This is a genomic window from Paenibacillus lentimorbus NRRL B-30488 (assembly GCF_000411595.1).
Taxonomy (GTDB): Bacteria; Bacillota; Bacilli; order Bacillales; family Bacillaceae; genus Bacillus; species Bacillus velezensis.
The window spans coordinates 26,931-48,208 of sequence record NZ_ANAT01000018.1 but is presented as its reverse complement, the minus strand read 5'-3'; the positions used below and the strand labels follow the sequence as shown (position 1 = coordinate 48,208).

Sequence of the window (21,278 nt, the reverse complement as noted above, 5' to 3'; positions counted from 1 at the left end):
CCACTCCTTATCGGCGGCTTCGGTAGAGTTCTATAAAATCCTGAATAAGATCACGGAGCAAAAGGGTTGTCATCAAGTGGTCCTGACCGTGAACGAAAATAAACCCTAATTCCATGTCCTTGCCGTCAGCTTCTTCAGCTAACATTTTCGTTTGCGCATTGTGGGCGAGGGTTAAATTTTCATCGGCGCTTTTCAATGCTGCTTCCGTGTTTTCGAAGTTTCCGCCACGGACTTCTTTCAGGACTTTCAATAAAGTGCTTCTGGCGTCGCCGGCATAGGCGACGATTTCAAAACCGAGCATCTGCAATTCTTCCTTTGTCATGAAAAAACCTCCTAAAGATGGCACACATGATGAAAAGATACTCTTTTCACCATGTATGATCGTTAAATGATTGTTTTTGTTTCACTTACAAGTTTGTACCAGTAGGCCGATTCTTTCGGATACCGTTTTTGGGTGTCGAAGTCGACGTAAAAAAGACCGTAACGTTTGTTGTAGCCGTTGGTCCATGAAAATAAATCCATTAAGGACCATAAGAAGTACCCTTTTACATTGACTCCGTCGGTAATCGCTTTACTGACGGCTTCTAAATATACTTTTAAATAGTCGATTCTTGCCTTATCCATAATGATGCCGTCTTCAAACTCATCTTTATAGCCCATGCCGTTTTCGGTAATGTAAATTTTGTTATATTGCGGATAGTCCCGTTTGATGCGCATCAGCATGTCATACATGCCTTCAGGGTAAATGAGCCAGTCCCAATCGGTCCGCTTCAGGCCTTCTTTGTAAATTCTTTCGCCGATTCCTTTTACTTTATAGACCGAAGTGCCCTTATCGCCCGTTCCGTTATGGTGAATAACGGTTTCTCCGTCGTACGCTTTGACGAAATGGCATTGATAATGATTGATGCCGAGATAATCATTGCGCGTTGAGGCTTTTTTCATCACGTCAAAGTCACTGTCTGAAAACTCGTATGAAGCGCCGTTTGCCTCACAGATTTCATCCAGAGCACGCATGGTTTCCTCAGAATAATAGCCGAGGTAGGTGGCATCGAGGAGGAATCTCACTGATAACGCGTCATCCAGAAAACAGGCGTGGCGGTCTTCTTCTGTGCCGCTGGCGGGATATTTTGTTTCCAATGAGTGGACGACCCCGATTTCTCCCGGATAACCGCCGTCTTTAAAAAGATTGACGGTCATCGCATGCGCTACCATCATGTGATGGAGGCATTGAATGACTTTTGTGATATCACTTTTAACAGATGGCGGGAAAACCCCGAGTAAATACTGGTTGGTGGCTGTGGGATAAATTTCGTTAAACGTGCTCCAATATCTGATTTCGCTGAATTCTTTAAAGCAAAACTCCGCATAGCTGACGAACGCTTCTATTGCAGCGCGGTTGAGGAAATCTCCCTGATCAAATAATCCTTTCGGTGTATCGAAATGATGCAGCGTGACAAAAGGGGTGACGTTGCGTTTATGGCACTCTGAGAAAATACGATGATAGTAATCAACACCTTCCTGATTGATTTTGCCCGTGCCGTCAGGGAAAATTCTCGTCCAGGCTATAGAAAGGCGGATGCCGTTTATTCCGAATTTTTCACATAGTTTAATATCTTCCGGAAACTGGCGGTAAAAATCACTTGCCGGATCAGGGCTGAATCTTCCCTGTTTTTCAAGAAATTCATCCCAGGCCACAGGCCCTTTGCCGCCTTCTTTTGTGGCGCCTTCCGCTTGATATGCCGCAGTCGCCCCGCCGAAAATAAAGTCATGAGGTAATTTGAGCATTACTGAATCCTCCTTCGCCAATGTGTGAATCGGAGTTTGTTAATGTTTGTAATTGTTATCTTTTGTTTAATAGTAAACGCATACATTTTTGTTGTCAATAGCTTCATAAAGAAATAACATCTGCGTTTATAGAGGTTATATAAGTTTTTCGTTGTTTTACATGTTGATTATGTTGTTTGTTAATGTTTATTTTTGTTGACCGGATTGCCGCAGTATGTTAGATTGTGTGTAAAGTTGAGGGGATGATTGAACATGTTAAAAAAAGAGCGGCTTTTAAAAATCATCGATATTGTAAACTCGCGGGGGTTTATTACGGTGAGTGATATTATCGATGAACTGGAAGTTTCTGATATGACAGTGAGAAGAGATCTGGACGAGCTGGATAAGGCCGGAAAAATCGTACGTATTCACGGAGGCGCACAGAGCATATCTTATTCCATTGATCACGAATTATCGCATAATGAAAAACTGGGTGTTCAAATGGAGGAGAAGGGGAAGATCGCGGAACTCGCAGCTTCCTATGTAAATGACGGCGATACCGTTTTTTTAGGGCCCGGCACGACGATTGAACTTTTAGCCAAACACCTGCTGCATAAGCGAATCAGGATTATCACAAACAACTATCCCGTATTTGATATTTTGAAACATGGCGACATTGCGGATACCATCCTGATTGGAGGCGACTTCCGAAAAAATACCGGTGCCTTCGTCGGCCCCATCGTGAACGGCAATCTGCAGAAATTCAATTTTACGAAGGCTTTCATCAGCGCCAACGGCATACATAATGATGAGATTTCTTCTTACAGCATTGAAGAAGGGGAAGCTCACCAAATCGCGCTGAATAATTCGCGGACGAAATTTTTGCTGGCGGATAATAAAAAATTCAACCGGGAAGATTTTTACGTGTTCTATAACTTGCACGATATGGACTATCTGATTACGGATGATAAAGTCATGAAAGATGTTCAAATTCATTACGAGCAATATGTAGATGTCAAAATCGCAAAAAATAAAAAAGGCGGGCGGTTCGATGAAAGGGGTTATTTTTGATTTCAACGGCACGATGTTTCAAGATTCGCATCTGCACGAAAAAGCATGGTTTTTCATGGTGAAAAAATACGCACCGAAAACCATTTCTGATGAAGACATTTTCGTTAACATTCACGGGAGAACAAACAGTGAAATCCTGACGTATTTTATTTCCGGCGATTTAACAAATGAAGAAATCAAGAAGCTGTCTTTTGAAAAAGAAGCCTACTACAGAGAATTATGCCTTGAAAACAAAGACGAGTTAAAGCTGACGAAGGGACTGACCGGCGTATTGAACCATCTGAAAAAATCGGAAACACCGATGACCATCGCCACGGCTACGGTAAAGGAAAATGTCGAGTTTTACTTTGACGTCTTTCATTTGGATCAGTGGTTTGATTTTGACAAAGTCACGTTTGATGACGGGAGCTTCCCCGGAAAACCGGCGCCGGATATTTTTCTCATCGCATCGGAAAAATTAGGCCTCAAACCTGAAGAATGCTTAGTCATTGAAGATGCCTTTTCAGGGCTCACAGCGGCAAAAAAAGCAGGTGCGGGCAAGATTATGGCCATTGACCCGCTCGGAAAAAACCGCGCGCTATTTGAAGAAAAACAGCTGGCGGGTGACGGGATACTGACAGATTTCACCTCGTTTTTTGAGGTGATTGCCGGACATTCTGTTTGAGAGATCAGCCGGTTTTCATGCGGGTATGGCTGTACAGGCTGCAGACTCCGTTCGCAACACGGGATGTTTTTGTGTTTGGCGCTTCTCGTGAAGAAAGGAGTTTCGCTTTTTATTCGGAGTCACTTTTAAGACAGGGATATCCCTGTCTTTTTAATTCCTCGTATTTCTTCCAAAGAAGCGCCAAGGTGCCTATTGCTGACTGTTTATATGTTTCACGATAAAATCCTGAGCATACAAGAAAACCAGCCATCCTGTAAGTCCAAGCCCTGATGCGGCAATGAAAGACAGTGAATGGCGAAGGGCGATGCCGATAATGACCAGCATAATGACTGTAGAGGGGATGCCGGAAGCCACGCTGAATGCAAAATGACTTAATGTCTCCTTCGTTTCGCCTTGGATGTACAGCCAAATCATGCTCAGCATACTGACAATTGGTAAAGCCGCTATAATACCTCCATAACTCGGGCTTCTTCTTGATATTTCAGTGATAACCCCAATAATAGCAGCGGAGACAATGATTTTAACGATCGTAAACATCTTCAGCACGCTCCTTCATCAAACTGAATGCTTTTAAGACAAGTGTTCGTTCTTCATTATTCATGTTGTCAAAAAGAAGCTGTTTAAGCTTTTCTTCATCAAGACCGGAATGCCGGTAAAGGACATCCGCCCCCAAACTGGTAAGTTTTAAAATGACTTTCCTCTCATCTTCAACACTTCTGGTTTTATAAACATACTTTTTCTTCAGTAACCGCTTTATATGTTCCGAAGCGGTATTATGCGATACTTGAATCGCTCCGGCAATGTCTTTTATTCCGACTGCCTTCTCTTTTTGAATGACTTGCAGAATCCGTACACCTTGGTGAGTGATTTTTTCATGGTGCTGATAACGGAGCCGATAGTAAATATCTGTCCAGAGGTCATTTAATCGTATAATTTCGTTAGACATCATAAGCCACCTTTTATCGTTTATTAAGATTATATCTTATATTACGATATATTTTCGCGGATTGAAAGCAATTTTTGAGCATGAGGGAGCGGCATTCGTTCTGTTTTTAGAAGATTGGAAGAGACAAGCGGCCGCAGCTTCAACGAATAAACTTATTTAATATACTCTCAATAAGTCATTTTCCTTATTTTAAGAAACGGCAGCTTAATACCTTCCGCATATAAATAAGAGCACTGACAATATGATAAAGAACCAAAGTATATATTCAAATGCAGTTTTTTTCAGCAGGGCAGTCCTGTGCTGATTGAAAAAGATACGGGGGATAAAAAGCGGGTAAGAAGATAAGGAAAGGAGAGAGACGGATGGAACTTGATTTTGTGATTCGTCTGGCGGTTGCGGGTCTGCTTGGGGCTCTTATTGGATTGGAGAGAGAATTCAGGGCGAAGGAAGCCGGTTTGAGGACGCATTTTTTAGTGGCCGTCGGCAGCGCCTTGATGATGATCGTTTCCAAATACGGCTTTTTTGATTTGTTATCCAACAGCCATACGTCCTTTGATCCGAGCCGGGTGGCGGCGCAGGTCGTCAGCGGTGTCGGATTTTTAGGAGCCGGCACGATTATTTTGCAGCGGCATGTCGTGCGGGGGCTTACGACGGCAGCGGGGATTTGGGCTACGTCGGGGATCGGGCTGACGATCGGGGCAGGTATGTATGTCATCGGCATCAGCGGCACGATTTTGGCGTTAATCGGGCTTGAACTGTTAAATTTTCTGTTTAAACCGGCGGCGCATTCTTTGTCTGTCAGTTTCAGGATTGAAGAGAAAGCCGTCATGCATGATATTTTAACTTCTCTTGAGGAAAAAGGAATTCTGATTACGTCCTATGAATTGAATAAGGCGGTGCTTGAAGTGAAGGGAAGGGTGAAAAGCAAAAGCGGGAAAGCAGCGGTAATGGAGAAAGTTCAAGCCCTCCCGTATATCCTGTCGGTCAAAGTTGAATAGCAGACAGGGGAAGCCTCCTGTCTGCAGTCATTTCTTTTCAAACATTAATACCAAGGATAGAACGGGATATACGGCCGCGGATAGTATGGATACGGTCTGGGGAAATAATAAGGCGGCCGCGGGTAGTATGGATATGGTCTAGGGTAATAATAAGGCGGCCGCGGATAATGATATGGCACCCGTTCGTGGCTCTCGGCTGTGTATTCATGATCGAAAGGATCGTACAAGAGGAAAACCTCCTTTTCAAATGTTGGTTCCGTTTACCTTATTCCTGTATGCCCGGTATGGTGTATGTACAATGGGCAAAAAAAGACGCCGGTTATCATCCGGCATCTTTTTTTACACTTTCACATCAATTGAATGGCCGGCAGTCGGGTGCTGGGACGGCAGCATTTTCACTGTTTCTTCCGCCGCAGCCTGTGCATGCTGCATGACCGTTTTTGTTAAAGCGATATTTACATTCTGCGCCAGAGATGCCTGATGCATTGCGATTGATAACGCAGGGATATCCATAGCTTCCACCTCCTTATCCCTTCATATCGGCGGCGTGCTCCGATTATGAAGAGGGCTGGCGGTTTCTTTTTACGGCCCATTCTAAAAGTGCGGCAGCGCAAACCCCGAGGGTATAGGCGAAAATGTCACTCCAGATAAATTGCCAGCCGAGGATCAGCCCGCCGAGCGTGCTGCTTCTGATCGCGTCAATCCACGGAGCATGATACAGCTGGCTGCATTCAATCAGAAAGCAAAACGAGAGGCTCAAAATTGCGGCTGTTTCCGTCCGGATGTGCCGAAACAAAAGCCCGAATCCTGTAAAAATCATGGCCGCCCACAGGGCATCTCCTAAATAAGCGTTTATGATGCCGGGCAATAGGGCGGTGAAGTATGCGGTTCTGGACAGCAAACCGAGGGCGATGATAAAAACGGTACATATTCCGTATGTCAATGGATGTCTATTCACTTCACACTGTTCCCCTTTTTTTGTACTCCCATGTATTGTAAGGAACAATGGAGAAGCTGTCTATGAAAAAAAACGGCCCGGGAGGCCGCTTTTTTTGCGTTATCTGGCTTTTAGGTTGACATGATCTGCTTTTTGATCACTGCCGATGACGAAGCGGAGCTCATACTGCCCCGTATGGTAGACGTAATCTGTTTCACCCGTTTTTGGCACTGTCAGGATTTTGTCAGCGCTGCCGATTTGTTTGCTTAAGACGTCAGGTGTGACGCTGCCGAGGTTTAAGCGCCGCTCGACCCCCGTTCCGAAATAGCGTATTTCCGAGATTTTTCCGTTTTTATGATAGGAAAATCCATAACCGGGGTTTCCCATGTTCCAGCTGTATAAATCAAATGGATTGCGGCTGTCTGCTTTTTGTTCCGGCTCGCCGATTTTATCGTAAACGTCCTGTCTTGTGCTTTGGTTGATTTTCAGGCCTTTCACATTTTGCGGCATTTCCCCTTTAAATGCCGATTGGTAAAGGCTGTTCACCAGTTCTTGTGCACGCTGGTTTTCCGTTTTTGAAGCGGCTGCGGCATGGACGGGCTGTGTATCCGAAAATGCTTCTGCTCCGAAAGCGCATCCCGTGAGCATCACTGCCGATAATCCCGTGACAAGTGTTTTTTCTTCAACATGTGAACGCCTCCTTTTTACCGCTCATACCCGTATGTTTCCTGAGATAAACCAGATGTTTTAGTGAAAGGCCGGTTGGGAATCATAGAGGATGTATAGAGGGGTACAGAAAGGGGAAAAGAAAATGGCTGATACAAAGAAAGTTACAATCAATGGGGTTGAAATGGAAGCGCCGGACGGCCAAACCGTTTTGCAGCTTTTGAACAATAGTTCAATTGACGTACCGCACGTGTGTTATCACCCGAGTCTCGGGCCGATTGAAACGTGCGATACCTGTATCGTCAATGTTAACGGGGAACTGGTGCGTTCGTGTTCCGCGCAAATAAAGGACGGAGATGTCATCGATACGCTTTCGTCCGATGTAAAAAAAGCGCAGATTATCGGCATGGACAACATTTTGCACAACCATGAATTGTACTGTACGGTCTGTGATTACAACAATGGGAGCTGCGAAGTACATAATACTGTAAAGGAAATGAAAATCAATCATCAAAGCATTCCGTTCGATCAAAAACCGTATCCTAAAGATGAATCAAATCCGTTTTACCGATATGATCCCGATCAGTGCATTTTGTGCGGACGCTGCGTCGAAGCCTGTCAGGACGTACAGGTAACCGAAACGTTAAGCATTGATTGGGAGCGGAAACGCCCGCGGGTCATTTGGGATCAGGATGTGCCGATCAATGAATCATCATGTGTTTCCTGCGGACATTGTTCGACGGTATGTCCGTGCAACGCCATGATGGAAAAAGGCATGGAAGGCGAAGCGGGCTATTTAACAGGTATCAGCCAAGAGACATCTCGGCCGATGATTGACATCACAAAAGGCGTCGAAACCGGATACGGATCAATTTTAGCCATATCGGATATGGAATCGGCCATGCGGGATGAAAGAATCAAGAAAACGAAAACCGTATGCACATACTGCGGTGTCGGCTGCAGTTTTGATATATGGACGAAAGGAAGAGACATTTTAAAGGTAGAACCTCAGGCTGAGGCGCCCGCAAATGGAATTTCGACGTGTGTGAAAGGGAAATTCGGCTGGGATTTCGTCAATAGTGAAAAGCGCCTTACCAAACCGCTTATCCGGGAAGGAGACTCATTTCGGGAGGCGGAATGGGATGAAGCGCTGCAGCTGATCGCTGATAAATTTACCGATATAAAAGAACATTTCGGCCCGGACGCGCTTGCTTTTATCACCTCTTCCAAATGCACGAATGAAGAATCATACGTGATGCAGAAGCTTGCAAGAGCCGTTATCGGAACAAATAATGTCGACAACTGCTCACGCTACTGCCAGTCTCCCGCCACGGCCGGATTGTTCAGAACGGTCGGATACGGCGGCGATTCAGGATCAATTACAGATATAGAAAAAGCTGAGCTCGTGCTGATTATCGGTTCAAATACATCTGAGTCTCACCCCGTCCTGTCCACACGCATTAAACGTTCTCATAAGCTGCACGGACAGAAGCTCGTCGTCGCTGACTTGCGAAAACATGAAATGGCCGAGCGCTCCGACGTGTTTTTCCAGCCGCGTGCCGGATCAGATATTGTCTGGCTGAATGCCGTATCGAAATATCTGCTTGATCACGATTTGGCGGATACTGAATTTCTGAAGGAGAGAGTGAACGGATTAGATGAATTCGTGAAAAGCCTTGAACCTTATACGATGGAATATGCGGAGAAACATACCGGTGTGGACAAGAATACCTTAATCAAAGTGGCCCGGATGATTCATGAAGCCGGCAGCGTATGCGCACTGTGGGCGATGGGGGTCACCCAGCATATCGGAGGAAGTGATACGAGCACGGCCATTTCCAACATGCTTCTTGTGACCGGAAATTACGGCAAGCCCGGCGCAGGCTCATATCCGCTTCGGGGCCATAATAACGTGCAGGGAGCCAGTGATTTCGGCAGTATGCCTGACAGCTTTCCCGGCTATGAAAAAGTAACGGATGAAAAAGCCCGCAAAAAGTATGAACAGGGCTGGGGAACAGACCTGCCGAAAGAAATCGGAATGACAAATCATGAAATGATCGAGGGCATCCACTCGGGAAAACTGAAGTGTATGTATGTAAAAGGGGAAGAAATGGGGCTTGTCGACTCCAATATCAACCATGTTCATGCCGCCTTTGAAAAGCTTGATTTCTTCGTTGTGCAGGATATTTTTCTCTCGCGGACGGCCGAGTTCGCCGATGTGGTGCTCCCGGCAAGCCCGAGCCTTGAAAAAGAAGGGACGTTTACGAATACGGAACGGAGGGTGCAGCGCCTTTACGAAGTGTTTGAACCGCTGGGCGATTCAAAGCCTGATTGGCAGATCATTACGGACATCGCCAACCGGCTGGGCGCTGATTGGCGCTATGAACATCCGGCAGACATTATGGAAGAAGCGGCAATGCTTTCGCCGCTCTACGCAGGCGTCACTTACGAACGTCTCGAAGGCTACAATTCACTGCAATGGCCCGTTGCAGCGGACGGAACCGATTCACCGCTTTTATTTACGGACAAGTTCCCGTTTTCAGACGGCAAAGCGATTCTATATCCCGTTCAGTGGACCGAGCCGAAAGAATTTGGTGAAGAATATGATATCCATGTGAATAACGGGCGGCTGCTCGAGCATTTTCACGAAGGGAATCTGACTTACCGATCAAAAGGAATATCCGAAAAAACACCGAGTGTGTTCCTTGAGGTCTCTCCCGAACTCGCCGAAGAAAGAGGGCTGGAAGACGGAACGCTTGTCCGTCTGACATCACCGTACGGAAATGTGAAAGTCAAATGCGTCATCACAGACAGGGTAAAAGGCAAACAAGTCTATCTCCCGATGAACGATTCAAAAGACGCCGCCATTAACCTTTTGACAAGCAGCTATGCGGATAAGGATACCGATACACCGGCATATAAAGAAACATCAGCGAAGATGGAGATTTTGAAAAAAGAAGGCGTTAATCCGCTTCCGAAAATCAATTTCCGTTATGGAAACCCGCAGCCGCAGATCGGTGTCCGGGTTGATCGGAAATGGGCGCGTCAAGATTATGTATTTCCGGGAGACGCCGTAAAAAGGGGGAAACAGCAAAATGGCTAAAGCAATCAGCGGTATCCGAAAACAGACCGTCACAGAAGAAGACAAACGAAAAAAGGACTTAGAAGAGATTGAGACGGCTCTTTTACGAAATAAAGACGCGATTTTGGAATCTCTGCACATTCTTCAGCACATGAACGAGCGCGGCGTTTTGGCGCTTCTGCGCGGGCTCTTCGGCCAAGGAGACAAAGTGATGGATATCCTCGTGAAGAAGGCGAATACGCCGGAAACGGCCAATATGCTGAAAAATCTCCTGCTGTTAAGCGGCGTTCTCGGCATGCTCGATGTAAAACAGCTTGAGCCGTTTATCGTTAAAATCAATGCGGGCGTCACAAAGGCTGTCGAAGAAAAAGACAGCGGCAGGAAGACGGGTTATTTTGATATCGTCCGCGCTTTAAAAGACCCGGAAATCAACAAGGCCGTCACTCTGCTGTTTTCTTTCCTGAAAGGCATGGGCGCTGATACGGACGATATGGAAAGAAATACGCAGCCTCCTGAAGACCAAAAGCAGCACCAGAAACCGCAGACGAATGAGTGAACATTTCTCCCGAGCCTGGCCGAAGGCTCGGGTTTTTTGTGCGCTTCTGCTGTTTTCTTGGGAGAAATTTCACCTCCGGATTCATGACTTTTGTTGTGTTATGTTAATAGTTAAGGTTATGAATAGAAAAAAATTGAAAATATGTGCTAGGATAAAATTCAAGGTGCGTCAACTATTCAAATATGAAACAATCAGGAGTGATGTAACATGAGTAAGCTGAGGAGCACGAGACAAGCCATCCAAAGAACCCTGATGAAAGGAAAAAACGGCCTGGACGTATACAACCCTTTTCCTTGGTATGAAAAAATGAGACGTGAAAGCCCTATATACTTTGATGAAGAAACGAAGGTTTGGAGTGTGTTTTTATACGATGATGTCAAAAAAGTCATCAGTGATAAAGAGACGTTCTCAAGCCGCATGACTGATGTGAAAAGCTCGATTGCAAAGTCCATGCTGAATATGGACCCGCCGAAACATACCCAAATCAGATCTGCCGTCAATCGCGCTTTCACTCCCCGCGTCTTGAAGGAATGGGAGCCGAGAATTAAAGACATTACCGATCATCTCCTGAAACAGGCAAAGAACAAAGGGCGGATTGATATCGTTAAAGATCTCTCTTACCCTTTGCCGGTCATGGTGATTTCAGAATTATTAGGCGTTCCGTCCGAACGTATGGATCAGTTTAAAAAATGGTCGGATATTCTCGTCAGCATGCCGAAAGATGCGAGTCCTGAAGCGGCGGAGAAAAACCAGCAGGAACGTGACCAATGTGAGGCGGAGCTGGCGGCGTTTTTTGCGGGAATAATAGAAAGCAAACGAAAACAGCCCGGCCAAGATATTATTTCTATTTTGATAAAAGAGGAAGAAGAGGGAGAGAAGCTCACGCCAGAAGATCTGATCCCGTTTTGCAATCTGCTTTTAGTGGCGGGAAATGAAACAACGACTAATCTCATTTCAAATGCGGTTTACAGCATATTAGAGACGCCCGGCCTTTATGAAGAGCTGAGACAGGACCCTTCTCTCATCGCGCAAACGGTGGAAGAAACGCTGCGTTTTCGCGCTCCCGCTCCGTTTGTCAGAAGGACGGTCCGGCACGACACTGAGCTGCGCGGACGCCGCTTGAAAAGCGGGGAGATCGTTCTCTGCTATGTTGCATCTGCCAACCGTGATGAAAACAAATTTGAGAAGGCGGGCGTATTTGATATTCATCGCCAATCGAATCCGCACCTTTCCTTCGGATTCGGCGTACACTTCTGCTTAGGCGCTCCGCTTGCCAGACTTGAAGCGGAAGCCGCGCTGAAAGGAATTGTAAAAACCTTTTCACACCTTGAGCCCGTCCGGATTGAGCCGATCCGAAACAGTGTCATGTACGGGCTGGAGTCTTTAGAAGCGGAGATAAACGAAAATGAAGGAGAAGAAAAAAGATGAGAAAAACACACATCGCCATTATTAATGTGGCCGCTCACGGTCATGTCAATCCCACGCTGCCTGTGGCCGAGGAACTTGTCAATCGCGGGTATAAAGTGACATTCGCTACGACTGAGGAATTTGAAGCTTCCGTTGCCAAAACGGGTGCTATTCCCGTTTTATACCGCACAAGCATAAAGGCGGACCCGAAGACGATAAAAGAACGGGTAAATAAAAGTGACGCGTTTGTAATGTTTCTGGAAGAAGCGGTTGAAGTGCTTCCGCAGCTGGAAGAGCTGTACAAAGACGACCTTCCTGACATCGTCCTGTTTGATTTTTTAGCGCTTGCCGGAAAATTGTTTGCGGATAATGGCGGCATCCCGGCCGTAAAGTTCTGCCCGAGCTATGCAATGAATGAGTATTTTCAATTAGGAAGAGACGAAGAAACGATGGAAGCGGCCAAACAGGCGATAGAAGAATATCAGGAGAAAATTGAAAATGAACAAGTGAAACGGATGACAATGGAAGAATTTTTCATGCCTGAAAAATTGAATATCGTCTTTATGCCAAGGGCCTTTCAGCCGAAACAGGAAACCTTTGATGAACGATTCTGTTTTGCGGGTCCGTCTCTTGGAGAACGCACAAATACGGGAAGTCTGGAAATTGATGCAGCCGATGACCGTCCGCTTATGCTCATCTCACTGGGAACGGCGTTTAACGCCTGGCCTGAATTTTACCGAATGTGTATTGACGCGTTTCGGGACTCGGACTGGCGGGTTATTATGTCAGTCGGCACAACAATTGATCCGGAAAGTTTTTCGGATGTGCCCGATCACTTTATCATCCGCCAGCACGTTCCGCAGCTTGATGTGCTGAAGAAAGCAAAGCTGTTCGTATCTCACGGCGGGATGAACAGTACAATGGAGGCGATGAATGCGGGTGTTCCGCTCGTTGTCGTTCCGCAAATGCACGAACAAGAGGTTACCGCAAAGCGTGTGGATGAATTGGGGCTTGGCGTGCATCTGCCGCCGAAAGAAGTCACTGTGGCCCGTCTGCAAAAAGACGTTCAGAACGTATACGGCGATAAAAACATCCTCAGCCGCGTGAAAAGCATGCAGCAGAAAATAAAAGAAACCGGCGGCCCTAAACAGGCTGTTTGCGCCATTGAAGAATTTTTGAAAAAGGCGGCCGTCGAAAATTGATGGAGAAACAGGCAGCGCACCGGAAGACCGCTGCCTGTTTTGTTATATATTTTCTTCATGCCGCATCTCCGGCATTCCCTCAAAAATTTTCCGCCCTTCACTGAGCTTTTAAACAGCGTGTAGTCGCAATTGTCACATCGGCCGCTGTGAACATCAGGATATTCATTGAACTCATAAATAACCGAAGTATCGTATCCTTTTGTCTCGAACTCTTTTTTTGTTTCCATGATTGAAAGTCCCTCCGCGAATCAAATCGTTCTGCCCGGTTAATGATACAGCAACTGCACGGGGGATTCAACGGGAGCATAGCTTGATTTTCCCGGCTGATTGCGTAACAATAATAGAAATAAATGACGGCCTGCCATAGGGCGCCCGGCATCTGAAGGGAAGAAGAAAACAGCGATGGGAAAAGGATTGAACGGGAAACGGATTGCCATCGGCGGTTCGCGGAAAACAGAAGAGATCACAAAATTAATAGAAAAGCAGGGCGGAACGGCGGTCATCCGTTCCCTCCAAGGAACCGTATACCTGGCGGAGGATCAAATGGAACCCGACGTAAGAACATTTGCCGAGCAAAAAGCCGACTGGGTGATATTCACCACAGGCATCGGTACGGAAACGTTATTGTCGGTATCGGAAAAAATCGGTCTGAAAGAAGAATTTTTAGCGGCCGTTCATGAAGCGAAAATCGGCTGCAGAGGCTATAAAACATATGCGGCCTTAAAAAAGCTCGGCATCACGCCGCATGCCTCAGATGAAGACGGTACAACAAGAGGGCTGATCCGCTCCTTGGAACGATTTGACTTTAAAGATAAAAAAGTCATGATACAGCTTCATGGCGAGAAAGCGCCGGTTTTAACGGAGTTCCTTGAGAAAAACGGAGCGGAGGTATTCCCTGTTCTGCCGTATCAGCATATTCCGCCTGAAAGGGAGACGGTCGATAAACTGCTGGGAGAGCTGTTAAACGGAGAGGTCGATGCCGTATGTTTTACGACAGCCATTCAAGTGCGCTCTCTCTTTGATTATGCAAAAGAAAAAGGATCCGCAAAGGAATTGCAGCAGGCATTCGAAAAACACGTGCTTGCCGCCGCAGTCGGCAAAGTGACGGCTGAAGCGATCCGGGATGAAGGGGTAAAGAGGGTCCTTGCTCCGGACATTGAGCGGATGGGAGCGATGATTATTGAATTATCCCGTTACTATGAATCTCTGACCTTGTCATAAACCACCATTCAGCAGGGAAAAAAGCTTACGCTTCCCTGCTGAATTTTTTTAATTGCCAGTGTTCCGTGAAAAGGGAAGGATATGTCAAGGCGCTGAGTATGATACATGTAAGAAGAGCGGAGGCCATCGTTGTAAAAACGATCAGCAGCTGAAAGCGCACCGCCTGTATCGGATCAGCCCCCGCTAAAATCTGGCCCGTCATCATGCCGGGAAGCTGAACGAGACCCAATGTTTTCTGGCTTTCAAGCGTCGGGATCATACTGAGCTTCATACTGGACGTCAATATCTGCCGGACGGCCTGCTTAGGCGTTCCTCCGAGAGAGAGAATCAGCTGGATTTCTTCTTTCCGCAGGTCTGCTTCCGAACTGAGCCGGCTTAAAAACAGGCTTGAGAGCACCATGGAGTTTCCGATGACCATGCCGCTTATCGGAATGACATATCTTGAAGTGAACGGAATGATGTGAAGGATCAGTAAAAGTCCCTGCGTCACGGTTTCCGCGATCGCCAGTGTCAGAAAAACGCGCCAAAATGAGCCGATCCGCATTTTTTCCGTTTGGCGACATTGTGCGAAGCCGCCGTGAGCATGAGAAGCACCATTAATATGATAAATATCGGGTGATCACCGCGAAAAATCAGCGACAGCACATAGCCGATGATGAGAAGCTGAATGACGGCCCTGACGGTTGCGACGATCATATCCTTTTCGACGCCGGCTTTAAAAGATTTAGACAGGAATAAAGCGATAATGACAAATATACTTGTTAGTAACAGTGAAAGATCATTCATATCAGCACCCGCTCCCTTGTAAAAGCGCCCGGGCCTTTTCGTGTTTCGGTTCCTTAAAGAACGTTTTCGTTTCCGCGGTCTCTAAAAGCCGTCCCTCAGCCATAAACCATACCGTATCGGATAATCGTTCCGCTTGTTCAAGGTTATGGGTGATCCACAGGATTGTCAGCTGTTTTTGCCGATGGAGTTTCGTAATCAGTTTCTCAATGGTGAGAACGGATGAGGGGTCGAGCGCCGAGGTGATTTCATCCAGCAGCAGGATGGACGGCAGTCCGGCGAGAGTTCGCGCTAATGAGAGCTTCTGCCGCTGACCTCCGGATAATTCATTTGCATTCCGATCCAGAAGCCCGCGCGGAAGGTCTGTAAAATCTGCGAGCTCTTCAGGGGTATAGTGCTGCGCCCCGTGGAGTTTTTCTGCGAGCAGAAGGTTGTCCCGCACCGTGCCCTCCGTGACGGGAGCTGATTGAAATGCAAGGCCCGCGGTTTTTCTGAGCTCCCTGATATCCCAGCGCCTTATTTCTTTTCCGAATACAAGCACTTCCCCTTCATCAGGTGTATTCATCAGATTGCAAAGTGACAGCAATGTGCTTTTTCCCGCGCCGGAAGGCCCTATCAAGGCCGTGATAGAACCTTTTTGAATATGTCCGGTTACACGGCTCAGGACATCAAAGGACGTATTGTTTTGTTCAAGGCGTTTGCCGGCTGACAGAAAAGATATTGCCGGAATTTCTTCTTTCATTTGGGATGACACCTTTCGTAAAAAATCAGGAACCAGTGAGATTGGCTGACGTTTGCTCCGCCGTTTTCTGGTCTGTCTGCCGGGAAGCGAATGTATGCATGACCATTCCCCCAATAATAATGAACAGTCCGGCAAATGAAAGAAGTGACGGAAACGCTGCGGATAAAAAGACGATTTCGCCGATCAGTGCAAAAAGAACCTCTCCGGACTGTGTCGCTTCAACAGCAGCGAGCTTCTGCGGCTCATTCCTCACCATATCGGTGGCGCGGAAAAATAATACTGTTGCGATAACGCCCGAGCTGAGTGCGACGATAAAGGATTGGAATGTCTGTCCCATTGAGGGAAGCCCGTCTCTATGCCAGCCGAAAGCGGCGATCAAAAGCCAAAACGGAAGGCTTGCGAGCGTCATGCCGAGCACCCGCTGAAACGTATCGAGTTTTCCGCCGTATTGTTCCAGCATTTTGCGGTTGCCGAGCGGATAGGCAAACGCCGCGATGACGACCGGCGCCACGCTGAATGGTATCGTGCGGCCGGACAGAGAACCCGCATGCTGAAGCTGAATCAGCCCGGCTCCGATCAGGATGATGACGGAAGTAACCAGCGAAATCAGCGGGATCTTTTGTCTGACGGAAACCGGGCCCGCCGGTGAATTTTTTGTTTCATAGAAAAACGGCGACAGAAGCACACCCGCGACAATTGTAATCTGCCACGTGCCGGCGATCAGCCAGCCAGGCCCATATGCCGCCGCAAACGTAATCGGGGCATAAAAAAGCACGAACCCGGTAAAACTCCACTTCAGCCAAAAAAACGGTTTTTTCCGGATTTCATGCCAGAGCGGCGCCCATTTTCCTTTCGCATAAACGATCAAAAATAAAAACGGAATCATAAAAAGAAAACGCAGGGAAGAGCTCCACATCCAGCTTCCGCCGGAAAGCTCCATCGCCCTGTTTAAAATAAATGTGACTGCAAAAAACAGAGATGCCAATATTCCGATCACGATGGCTTTCATTAAATCCCTCATTTTGACACATATTTTTTTATACTATACTATTCACCGGCAGGCTTCGCAATGGAATATGAGAAAATAGCGTTTTAATAAATGATGAATGGGAAACAGACATATACGGAGGTGAACACAATGCAGAAAGAGGATATTCAAGTGCTTTATTTCGAAGATGACGGCCGCATTCCGAATAACCCGAATCTTCCGCTTGTTATTTATAAAGCGGTATTTAATGAAGAAACGGTACAGAAAGCAGAGTCCGTCCTCCGCCGGCACGATTGGTCTAACAGCTGGACGGGCGGAGTATTTCCGTATCATCATTTTCACAGCACCACGCACGAAGTTCTTGTCGCGGTAAAAGGAACCGCGGTTTTGAGGTTCGGCGGGGAACAAGGGGCGGACGCCGTTCTTCAAACGGGAGACGCAGCGGTCATTCCGGCCGGCACCGGACATAAAAAACTGTCGGGCAGTTCTGATTTTACCGTGATCGGAGCTTATCCGGGCGGCCGGCAGTACGATACAAAAACGGAGAAAAATGATAGAACTTCAGAAGAAATCAGCCGTGTCCCGCTCCCGGAATGTGACCCCTTTACGGGAAAATCGGGCCCGCTTTTAAAATTGTGGGAAAAATGACAGGGGAAAAGCGGACGGTCTGTAAAAAAATAGCCTAAAAGAAACGTTATTACACCCCCGCCATATAAATAATTTCATAAACGAAACAATTCACGTTCAAATTTTGTTCAAAAAGTGTTATTATATAAGAGTAAATCAAATTGGGGTTTTTTATGTTTGCTATTTTCAGAGAGGAAAAAGAAATTTTGACTTATTCAATTGTTTTTGTTGATATAAAAATAATACTGGATATGGCAAAGTGAAAAACTGGGTAGTAAACATTTATTTTTGTAAATGATTGTGCATGAATTCACAATCTTGCTTTTTCATGCTTTTCTGCATGAAGGGGGAAAGGCTACCCTTTCCAAAAAAATCAGCATACTGCTTATAGTAAAGGAGAATCGGATATGCCAGAAACAATCGATCAAACAAATGCATCTGTCAGCCAAGGCCAACGCGATCTTATTGATCAGCTGCTAAAACCTGAAGTTCAAGAATCACTGACTGTTTTAGTGGATCAGCTTCCAAAACTGACTGAGTTAGTAAATATTTTAACGAAGTCTTATGATTTTGCACAGTCTGTAGCGACAGACGAAGTATTGAAGAGCGATACAGTGGGTGCGCTTACAGAAATTCTTGAGCCGGTGAAAGAAACAGCGAAAGAAGTTGCGGCTACTGCGATCGAAGCAAAAGACCGCGCGGATGCTAGCAATGAAACGATCGGACTTTTCGGCCTGCTGCGCATGCTGAAAGATCCTCAAGCTCAAAAGCTGTTCCGTTTTGCTAACAGCTATCTTGAAATCATGAACGAAAACAAAAATAATCTCAGATTCAAATTGATATAAAGGACGGAGGATATACGATGTCAAAACATATTGTCATTTTAGGCGCTGGTTACGGCGGAGTTCTTTCTGCTTTAACCGTTCGCAAACATTACAGTAAAGATGAAGCACGCGTAACCGTTGTGAACAAATACCCGACTCACCAAATCATTACGGAACTGCACCGCCTTGCAGCCGGCAACGTGTCTGAACAGGCTGTTGCTATGCCGCTTGAAAAACTTCTGAAAGGAAAAGACGTCGACATTAAAATCGCAGAAGTCAATTCTTTCTCAGTTAATAAGAAAGAAGTTGCCCTTTCTGACGGTTCTAAGCTGACTTATGACGCGCTTGTTGTCGGACTTGGTTCTGTTACGGCTTATTTCGGCATTCCTGGACTTGAAGAAAACAGCATGGTGCTGAAATCTGCTGCTGATGCCAACAAAGTATACAAACACGTGGAAGACCGTGTGCGTGAATACTCTAAAACGAAAAACGAAGCTGATGCAACAATCCTTATCGGCGGCGGCGGCTTAACAGGCGTCGAGCTTGTCGGTGAGCTTGCTGACATCATGCCGAACCTTACGAAAAAATACGGCGTAGATCCGAAAGAAATCAAACTGAAATTAGTAGAAGCAGGTCCGAAAATTCTTCCTGTTCTTCCTGATGACCTTATCGAACGCGCGACAAAAAGCCTTGAAAAACGCGGCGTTGAGTTCTTAACAGGTCTTCCTGTTACAAATGTTGAAGGAAACGTTATTGATCTGAAAGACGGTTCAAAAGTCGTTGCCAACACATTTGTATGGACAGGCGGCGTACAAGGCAACCCGTTAGTCGGCGAATCCGGCCTTGAAGTGAACCGCGGCCGTGCGACGGTTAACGATTTCTTACAATCTACTTCTCACGAAGATGTATTCGTTGTCGGAGACAGCGCTGTATACTTTGCGCCGGACGGCCGTCCGTACCCGCCGACAGCGCAAATCGCTTGGCAGATGGGTGAACTTGTCGGTTACAACCTGTTCGCTTACTTAGAAGGAAAAACGCTTGAAACATTCAAGCCTGTAAACTCTGGTACGCTTGCAAGCCTCGGACGTAAAGACGCGGTTGCCATCATCGGAGCGAACTCTACTCCGCTGAAAGGCCTTCCGGCATCTTTAATGAAAGAAGCAAGTAACGTACGTTATTTAACACATATCAAAGGATTATTCAGCCTCGCTTACTAATCCTTAAGATCACACAGAAGACATTGCCGGACTTTTCTCGGCAATGTCTTTTTTACATGAAAATGTTAACAGATACAATTTTCTGAAAAATGAAATAAAAATGATTGATATGTGAGAAAGAGGAAGCTAAAATAAAAAGAACCATTTTGTTAACGTTAACATTTTTTAAGAGGGAGGATGAGAGTGTGAAAGCTTTTATGGGTGATGACTTTTTACTGGATAGTAAAACGGCCGTAAAGCTGTACCGGGAATACGCTGAAAACATGCCGATCATTGATTATCACTGTCACTTAAGCCCAAAGGAAATCTATGAAAATAAAACCTTCGCAACCATTACGGAGGCATGGCTTTACGGTGACCACTACAAGTGGCGGATCATGAGGGCCAACGGCATTGAAGAGCGCTGCATTACCGGAAACGCTTCAGATGAAGAGAAGTTTTTCGCCTGGGCAAAAACGGTGCCGATGGCGATAGGCAATCCGCTGTACAGCTGGACGCATTTAGAGCTGCAGCGCTGGTTCGGCATTTATGACGTATTGAATGAAAAAACGGCCGCGGCAATTTGGAAAAAAACGAATGAGCTCCTGCAGGGAGACGGGTTTGGCGCAAGGGATCTCATTCTGAAATCAAATGTCAAAGTCATTTGCACAACCGACGATCCTGCCGGTGCGCTGACATACCACGAACTGTTGAAAGAAAGTGATTTTCCGGTTCAAGTGCTGCCCGGATTTCGGCCTGACAAAGGACTGGACATCAGCAGCCCGGGTTTTGCCGATTGGGTCCGGTCGCTGGAGAGCGCTTCCGGAATGGCTGTCACCACCTACCAATCGTATTTGGATGCGTTGGAATCCCGCGTCCGCTTCTTTCACAGTGCCGGGGGAAGAGTGTCGGATCACGCATTAGATCAAATGGTTTATGCCGAGACGACCGAAGAGGAAGCGGCCCGGATTTTTGCCGCCGGATTAAGCGGAGAGCATGTGTCTTTTGAAGATGAAAAGAAATTCAAAACACGGACGCTGCAATATCTTTGCGGTCTTTACGCCGAACTGGACTGGGCGATGCAGTTCCATATTAACGCGTTAAGAAATACCAATACAAATAAGTTCAGCAGCCTCGGTCCTGATACGGGATATGACTCGATTAATGATGAACGTATCGCAAAACCGCTTGCCCGGCTGTTAGATTCCGCCGAAAAAAAGCGGCAATTGCCTAAAACGATTTTGTATTCTCTGAATCCGAATGACAACTATATTATCGCCAGCATGATCAACAGCTTTCAGGATGGGAAAACACCGGGGAAAATTCAATTCGGCACAGCCTGGTGGTTCAATGACACGAAGGATGGAATGCTTCAACAAATGAAAGCGTTATCAAACACAGGCCTGTTCAGCCGTTTTATCGGGATGCTGACGGATTCAAGAAGTTTCCTGTCCTATCCCCGCCATGAATACTTCAGGCGGCTTGTCTGCACGCTGATCGGCGGCTGGGCGGAACAAGGCGAAGCGCCCTGCGATATGGAGCTTTTAGGGAGGATTGTCGAGGGAATTTGTTACCGGAATGCTGAGGAATATTTCCGCTTTTAA

General features: G+C 46.4%; 20 protein-coding genes and 3 pseudogenes. 12 read left to right on the top strand and 11 right to left on the bottom strand.

Going from position 1 to position 21,278, the window contains the following annotated elements; translation table 11 throughout:
• Positions 1-7: 7 nt before the first annotated feature.
• Together D368_RS10215 and lacG are read right to left on the bottom strand one after the other, a co-directional pair.
• Positions 8-322 (bottom strand): PTS sugar transporter subunit IIA, encoded by a 315-nt coding sequence (locus D368_RS10215; protein WP_063636834.1) that lies wholly within the window; start codon positions 320-322, stop codon positions 8-10.
• 62 nt (positions 323-384) lie between these two features.
• Complete coding sequence (gene lacG / locus D368_RS10210) at positions 385-1,785, bottom strand: 6-phospho-beta-galactosidase (RefSeq protein WP_003154938.1); 1,401 nt, start codon at positions 1,783-1,785, stop codon at positions 385-387.
• A gap of 252 nt (positions 1,786-2,037) precedes the next feature.
• On the opposite strand from lacG, the gene D368_RS10205 reads away from it, so the two are divergent.
• Together D368_RS10205 and D368_RS10200 are read left to right on the top strand one after the other, a co-directional pair.
• Entirely contained in the window at positions 2,038-2,835 is a 798-nt protein-coding gene (locus D368_RS10205) for a DeoR/GlpR family DNA-binding transcription regulator (protein ID WP_128574773.1), read from the top strand.
• Positions 2,816-3,499, top strand: a complete 684-nt coding sequence (locus D368_RS10200; RefSeq protein ID WP_070081657.1) for an HAD family hydrolase — start codon at positions 2,816-2,818, stop codon at positions 3,497-3,499. The genes D368_RS10205 and D368_RS10200 overlap by 20 nt, the downstream gene beginning before the upstream one ends.
• A 189-nt stretch (positions 3,500-3,688) precedes the next feature.
• Here the strand turns inward: D368_RS10200 and D368_RS10195 are convergent, their stop codons facing one another.
• Together D368_RS10195 and D368_RS10190 are read right to left on the bottom strand one after the other, a co-directional pair.
• Entirely contained in the window at positions 3,689-4,036 is a 348-nt protein-coding gene (locus D368_RS10195; protein ID WP_015388376.1) for a DUF3147 family protein, read from the bottom strand.
• Positions 4,020-4,445 carry a MarR family winged helix-turn-helix transcriptional regulator gene (locus D368_RS10190; protein ID WP_063636830.1) on the bottom strand — a complete coding sequence of 142 codons (426 nt, stop codon included), beginning with the start codon at positions 4,443-4,445 and terminating at the stop codon, positions 4,020-4,022. The genes D368_RS10195 and D368_RS10190 overlap by 17 nt, the downstream gene beginning before the upstream one ends.
• A 362-nt stretch (positions 4,446-4,807) precedes the next feature.
• Here D368_RS10190 and D368_RS20115 point away from each other — a divergent pair.
• Positions 4,808-5,204 (top strand): annotated as a pseudogene (locus D368_RS20115) (MgtC/SapB family protein); the annotation flags it as partial.
• Between the two features lie 578 nt (positions 5,205-5,782).
• Here the strand turns inward: D368_RS20115 and D368_RS10175 are convergent.
• The 3 genes from D368_RS10175 to D368_RS10165 all read right to left on the bottom strand — a co-directional run bounded on the left by D368_RS10175 (position 5,783) and on the right by D368_RS10165 (position 7,028).
• On the bottom strand, positions 5,783-5,956 hold the full coding sequence (locus D368_RS10175; protein ID WP_012117340.1) for a YjfB family protein: 174 nt from the start codon (positions 5,954-5,956) through the stop codon (positions 5,783-5,785).
• Positions 5,957-5,999: 43 nt separating this feature from the next.
• The gene (locus tag D368_RS10170) at positions 6,000-6,401 is read right to left on the bottom strand and encodes a ribosomal maturation YjgA family protein (RefSeq protein WP_101562915.1); all 402 of its coding nucleotides are present in this window, start codon (positions 6,399-6,401) and stop codon (positions 6,000-6,002) included.
• Positions 6,402-6,500: 99 nt separating this feature from the next.
• Positions 6,501-7,028 carry a YjgB family protein gene (locus tag D368_RS10165; RefSeq protein WP_128574795.1) on the bottom strand — a complete coding sequence of 176 codons (528 nt, stop codon included), beginning with the start codon at positions 7,026-7,028 and terminating at the stop codon, positions 6,501-6,503.
• Positions 7,029-7,191: 163 nt separating this feature from the next.
• Between D368_RS10165 and fdhF the strand changes: the two genes are divergently transcribed.
• The 4 genes from fdhF to D368_RS10145 all read left to right on the top strand — a co-directional run bounded on the left by fdhF (position 7,192) and on the right by D368_RS10145 (position 13,293).
• Entirely contained in the window at positions 7,192-10,149 is a 2,958-nt protein-coding gene (gene fdhF / locus D368_RS10160; protein ID WP_128574772.1) for a formate dehydrogenase subunit alpha, read from the top strand.
• Positions 10,142-10,684, top strand: a complete 543-nt coding sequence (locus D368_RS10155; protein ID WP_012117344.1) for a helical membrane plugin domain-containing protein — start codon at positions 10,142-10,144, stop codon at positions 10,682-10,684. Before fdhF ends, D368_RS10155 begins: the two co-directional genes overlap by 8 nt.
• A gap of 207 nt (positions 10,685-10,891) precedes the next feature.
• Positions 10,892-12,112, top strand: a complete 1,221-nt coding sequence (locus tag D368_RS10150; protein WP_063636825.1) for a cytochrome P450 — start codon at positions 10,892-10,894, stop codon at positions 12,110-12,112.
• On the top strand, positions 12,109-13,293 hold the full coding sequence (locus tag D368_RS10145; RefSeq protein WP_128574771.1) for a macrolide family glycosyltransferase: 1,185 nt from the start codon (positions 12,109-12,111) through the stop codon (positions 13,291-13,293). The genes D368_RS10150 and D368_RS10145 overlap by 4 nt, the downstream gene beginning before the upstream one ends.
• Positions 13,294-13,343: 50 nt before the next feature.
• On the opposite strand, the pseudogene D368_RS10140 reads toward D368_RS10145, so the two are convergent.
• A pseudogene (locus D368_RS10140) lies at positions 13,344-13,520 on the bottom strand (DUF8096 family protein); the annotation flags it as partial.
• 175 nt (positions 13,521-13,695) lie between these two features.
• Between D368_RS10140 and D368_RS10135 the strand changes: the two are divergent.
• A complete protein-coding gene (locus tag D368_RS10135) occupies positions 13,696-14,514 on the top strand; it encodes a uroporphyrinogen-III synthase (protein WP_063636823.1) in 819 nt (272 codons plus the stop codon).
• Positions 14,515-14,539: 25 nt separating this feature from the next.
• Here the strand turns inward: D368_RS10135 and D368_RS10130 are convergent.
• The 3 genes and pseudogenes from D368_RS10130 to D368_RS10120 all read right to left on the bottom strand — a co-directional run bounded on the left by D368_RS10130 (position 14,540) and on the right by D368_RS10120 (position 17,048).
• Positions 14,540-15,300, bottom strand: a pseudogene (locus D368_RS10130) (ABC transporter permease).
• 1 nt (position 15,301) lies between these two features.
• Positions 15,302-16,039 (bottom strand): ATP-binding cassette domain-containing protein, encoded by a 738-nt coding sequence (locus tag D368_RS10125; protein ID WP_128574770.1) that lies wholly within the window; start codon positions 16,037-16,039, stop codon positions 15,302-15,304.
• Positions 16,040-16,064: 25 nt separating this feature from the next.
• Positions 16,065-17,048 carry a DMT family transporter gene (locus tag D368_RS10120; RefSeq protein ID WP_128574769.1) on the bottom strand — a complete coding sequence of 328 codons (984 nt, stop codon included), beginning with the start codon at positions 17,046-17,048 and terminating at the stop codon, positions 16,065-16,067.
• A 129-nt stretch (positions 17,049-17,177) separates the two neighbouring features.
• On the opposite strand from D368_RS10120, the gene D368_RS10115 reads away from it, so the two are divergent.
• The 4 genes from D368_RS10115 to uxaC all read left to right on the top strand — a co-directional run bounded on the left by D368_RS10115 (position 17,178) and on the right by uxaC (position 21,278).
• The gene (locus D368_RS10115) at positions 17,178-17,675 is read left to right on the top strand and encodes a cupin domain-containing protein (protein ID WP_077722090.1); all 498 of its coding nucleotides are present in this window, start codon (positions 17,178-17,180) and stop codon (positions 17,673-17,675) included.
• Between the two features lie 386 nt (positions 17,676-18,061).
• The gene (locus D368_RS10110) at positions 18,062-18,499 is read left to right on the top strand and encodes a DUF1641 domain-containing protein (RefSeq protein ID WP_128574768.1); all 438 of its coding nucleotides are present in this window, start codon (positions 18,062-18,064) and stop codon (positions 18,497-18,499) included.
• Between the two features lie 17 nt (positions 18,500-18,516).
• A complete protein-coding gene (locus tag D368_RS10105) occupies positions 18,517-19,695 on the top strand; it encodes an NAD(P)/FAD-dependent oxidoreductase (RefSeq protein WP_128574767.1) in 1,179 nt (392 codons plus the stop codon).
• Between the two features lie 185 nt (positions 19,696-19,880).
• Positions 19,881-21,278 (top strand): glucuronate isomerase, encoded by a 1,398-nt coding sequence (gene uxaC, locus D368_RS10100; protein WP_128574766.1) that lies wholly within the window; start codon positions 19,881-19,883, stop codon positions 21,276-21,278.

Bases quoted from the DNA above. Each gene is read 5' to 3' on its own strand.
- D368_RS10215 (WP_063636834.1), bottom strand. From the start codon at position 322: ATGACAAAGGAAGAATTGCAGATGCTCGGTTTTGAAATCGTCGCCTAT.
- lacG (WP_003154938.1), bottom strand. From the start codon at position 1,785: ATGCTCAAATTACCTCATGACTTTATTTTCGGCGGGGCGACTGCGGCA.
- D368_RS10205 (WP_128574773.1), top strand. From the start codon at position 2,038: ATGTTAAAAAAAGAGCGGCTTTTAAAAATCATCGATATTGTAAACTCG.
- D368_RS10200 (WP_070081657.1), top strand. From the start codon at position 2,816: ATGAAAGGGGTTATTTTTGATTTCAACGGCACGATGTTTCAAGATTCG.
- D368_RS10195 (WP_015388376.1), bottom strand. From the start codon at position 4,036: ATGTTTACGATCGTTAAAATCATTGTCTCCGCTGCTATTATTGGGGTT.
- D368_RS10190 (WP_063636830.1), bottom strand. From the start codon at position 4,445: ATGTCTAACGAAATTATACGATTAAATGACCTCTGGACAGATATTTAC.
- D368_RS10175 (WP_012117340.1), bottom strand. From the start codon at position 5,956: ATGGATATCCCTGCGTTATCAATCGCAATGCATCAGGCATCTCTGGCG.
- D368_RS10165 (WP_128574795.1), bottom strand. From the start codon at position 7,028: ATGCTCACGGGATGCGCTTTCGGAGCAGAAGCATTTTCGGATACACAG.
- fdhF (WP_128574772.1), top strand. From the start codon at position 7,192: ATGGCTGATACAAAGAAAGTTACAATCAATGGGGTTGAAATGGAAGCG.
- D368_RS10155 (WP_012117344.1), top strand. From the start codon at position 10,142: ATGGCTAAAGCAATCAGCGGTATCCGAAAACAGACCGTCACAGAAGAA.
- D368_RS10150 (WP_063636825.1), top strand. From the start codon at position 10,892: ATGAGTAAGCTGAGGAGCACGAGACAAGCCATCCAAAGAACCCTGATG.
- D368_RS10145 (WP_128574771.1), top strand. From the start codon at position 12,109: ATGAGAAAAACACACATCGCCATTATTAATGTGGCCGCTCACGGTCAT.
- D368_RS10135 (WP_063636823.1), top strand. From the start codon at position 13,696: ATGGGAAAAGGATTGAACGGGAAACGGATTGCCATCGGCGGTTCGCGG.
- D368_RS10125 (WP_128574770.1), bottom strand. From the start codon at position 16,039: ATGAAAGAAGAAATTCCGGCAATATCTTTTCTGTCAGCCGGCAAACGC.
- D368_RS10120 (WP_128574769.1), bottom strand. From the start codon at position 17,048: ATGAAAGCCATCGTGATCGGAATATTGGCATCTCTGTTTTTTGCAGTC.
- D368_RS10115 (WP_077722090.1), top strand. From the start codon at position 17,178: ATGCAGAAAGAGGATATTCAAGTGCTTTATTTCGAAGATGACGGCCGC.
- D368_RS10110 (WP_128574768.1), top strand. From the start codon at position 18,062: ATGCCAGAAACAATCGATCAAACAAATGCATCTGTCAGCCAAGGCCAA.
- D368_RS10105 (WP_128574767.1), top strand. From the start codon at position 18,517: ATGTCAAAACATATTGTCATTTTAGGCGCTGGTTACGGCGGAGTTCTT.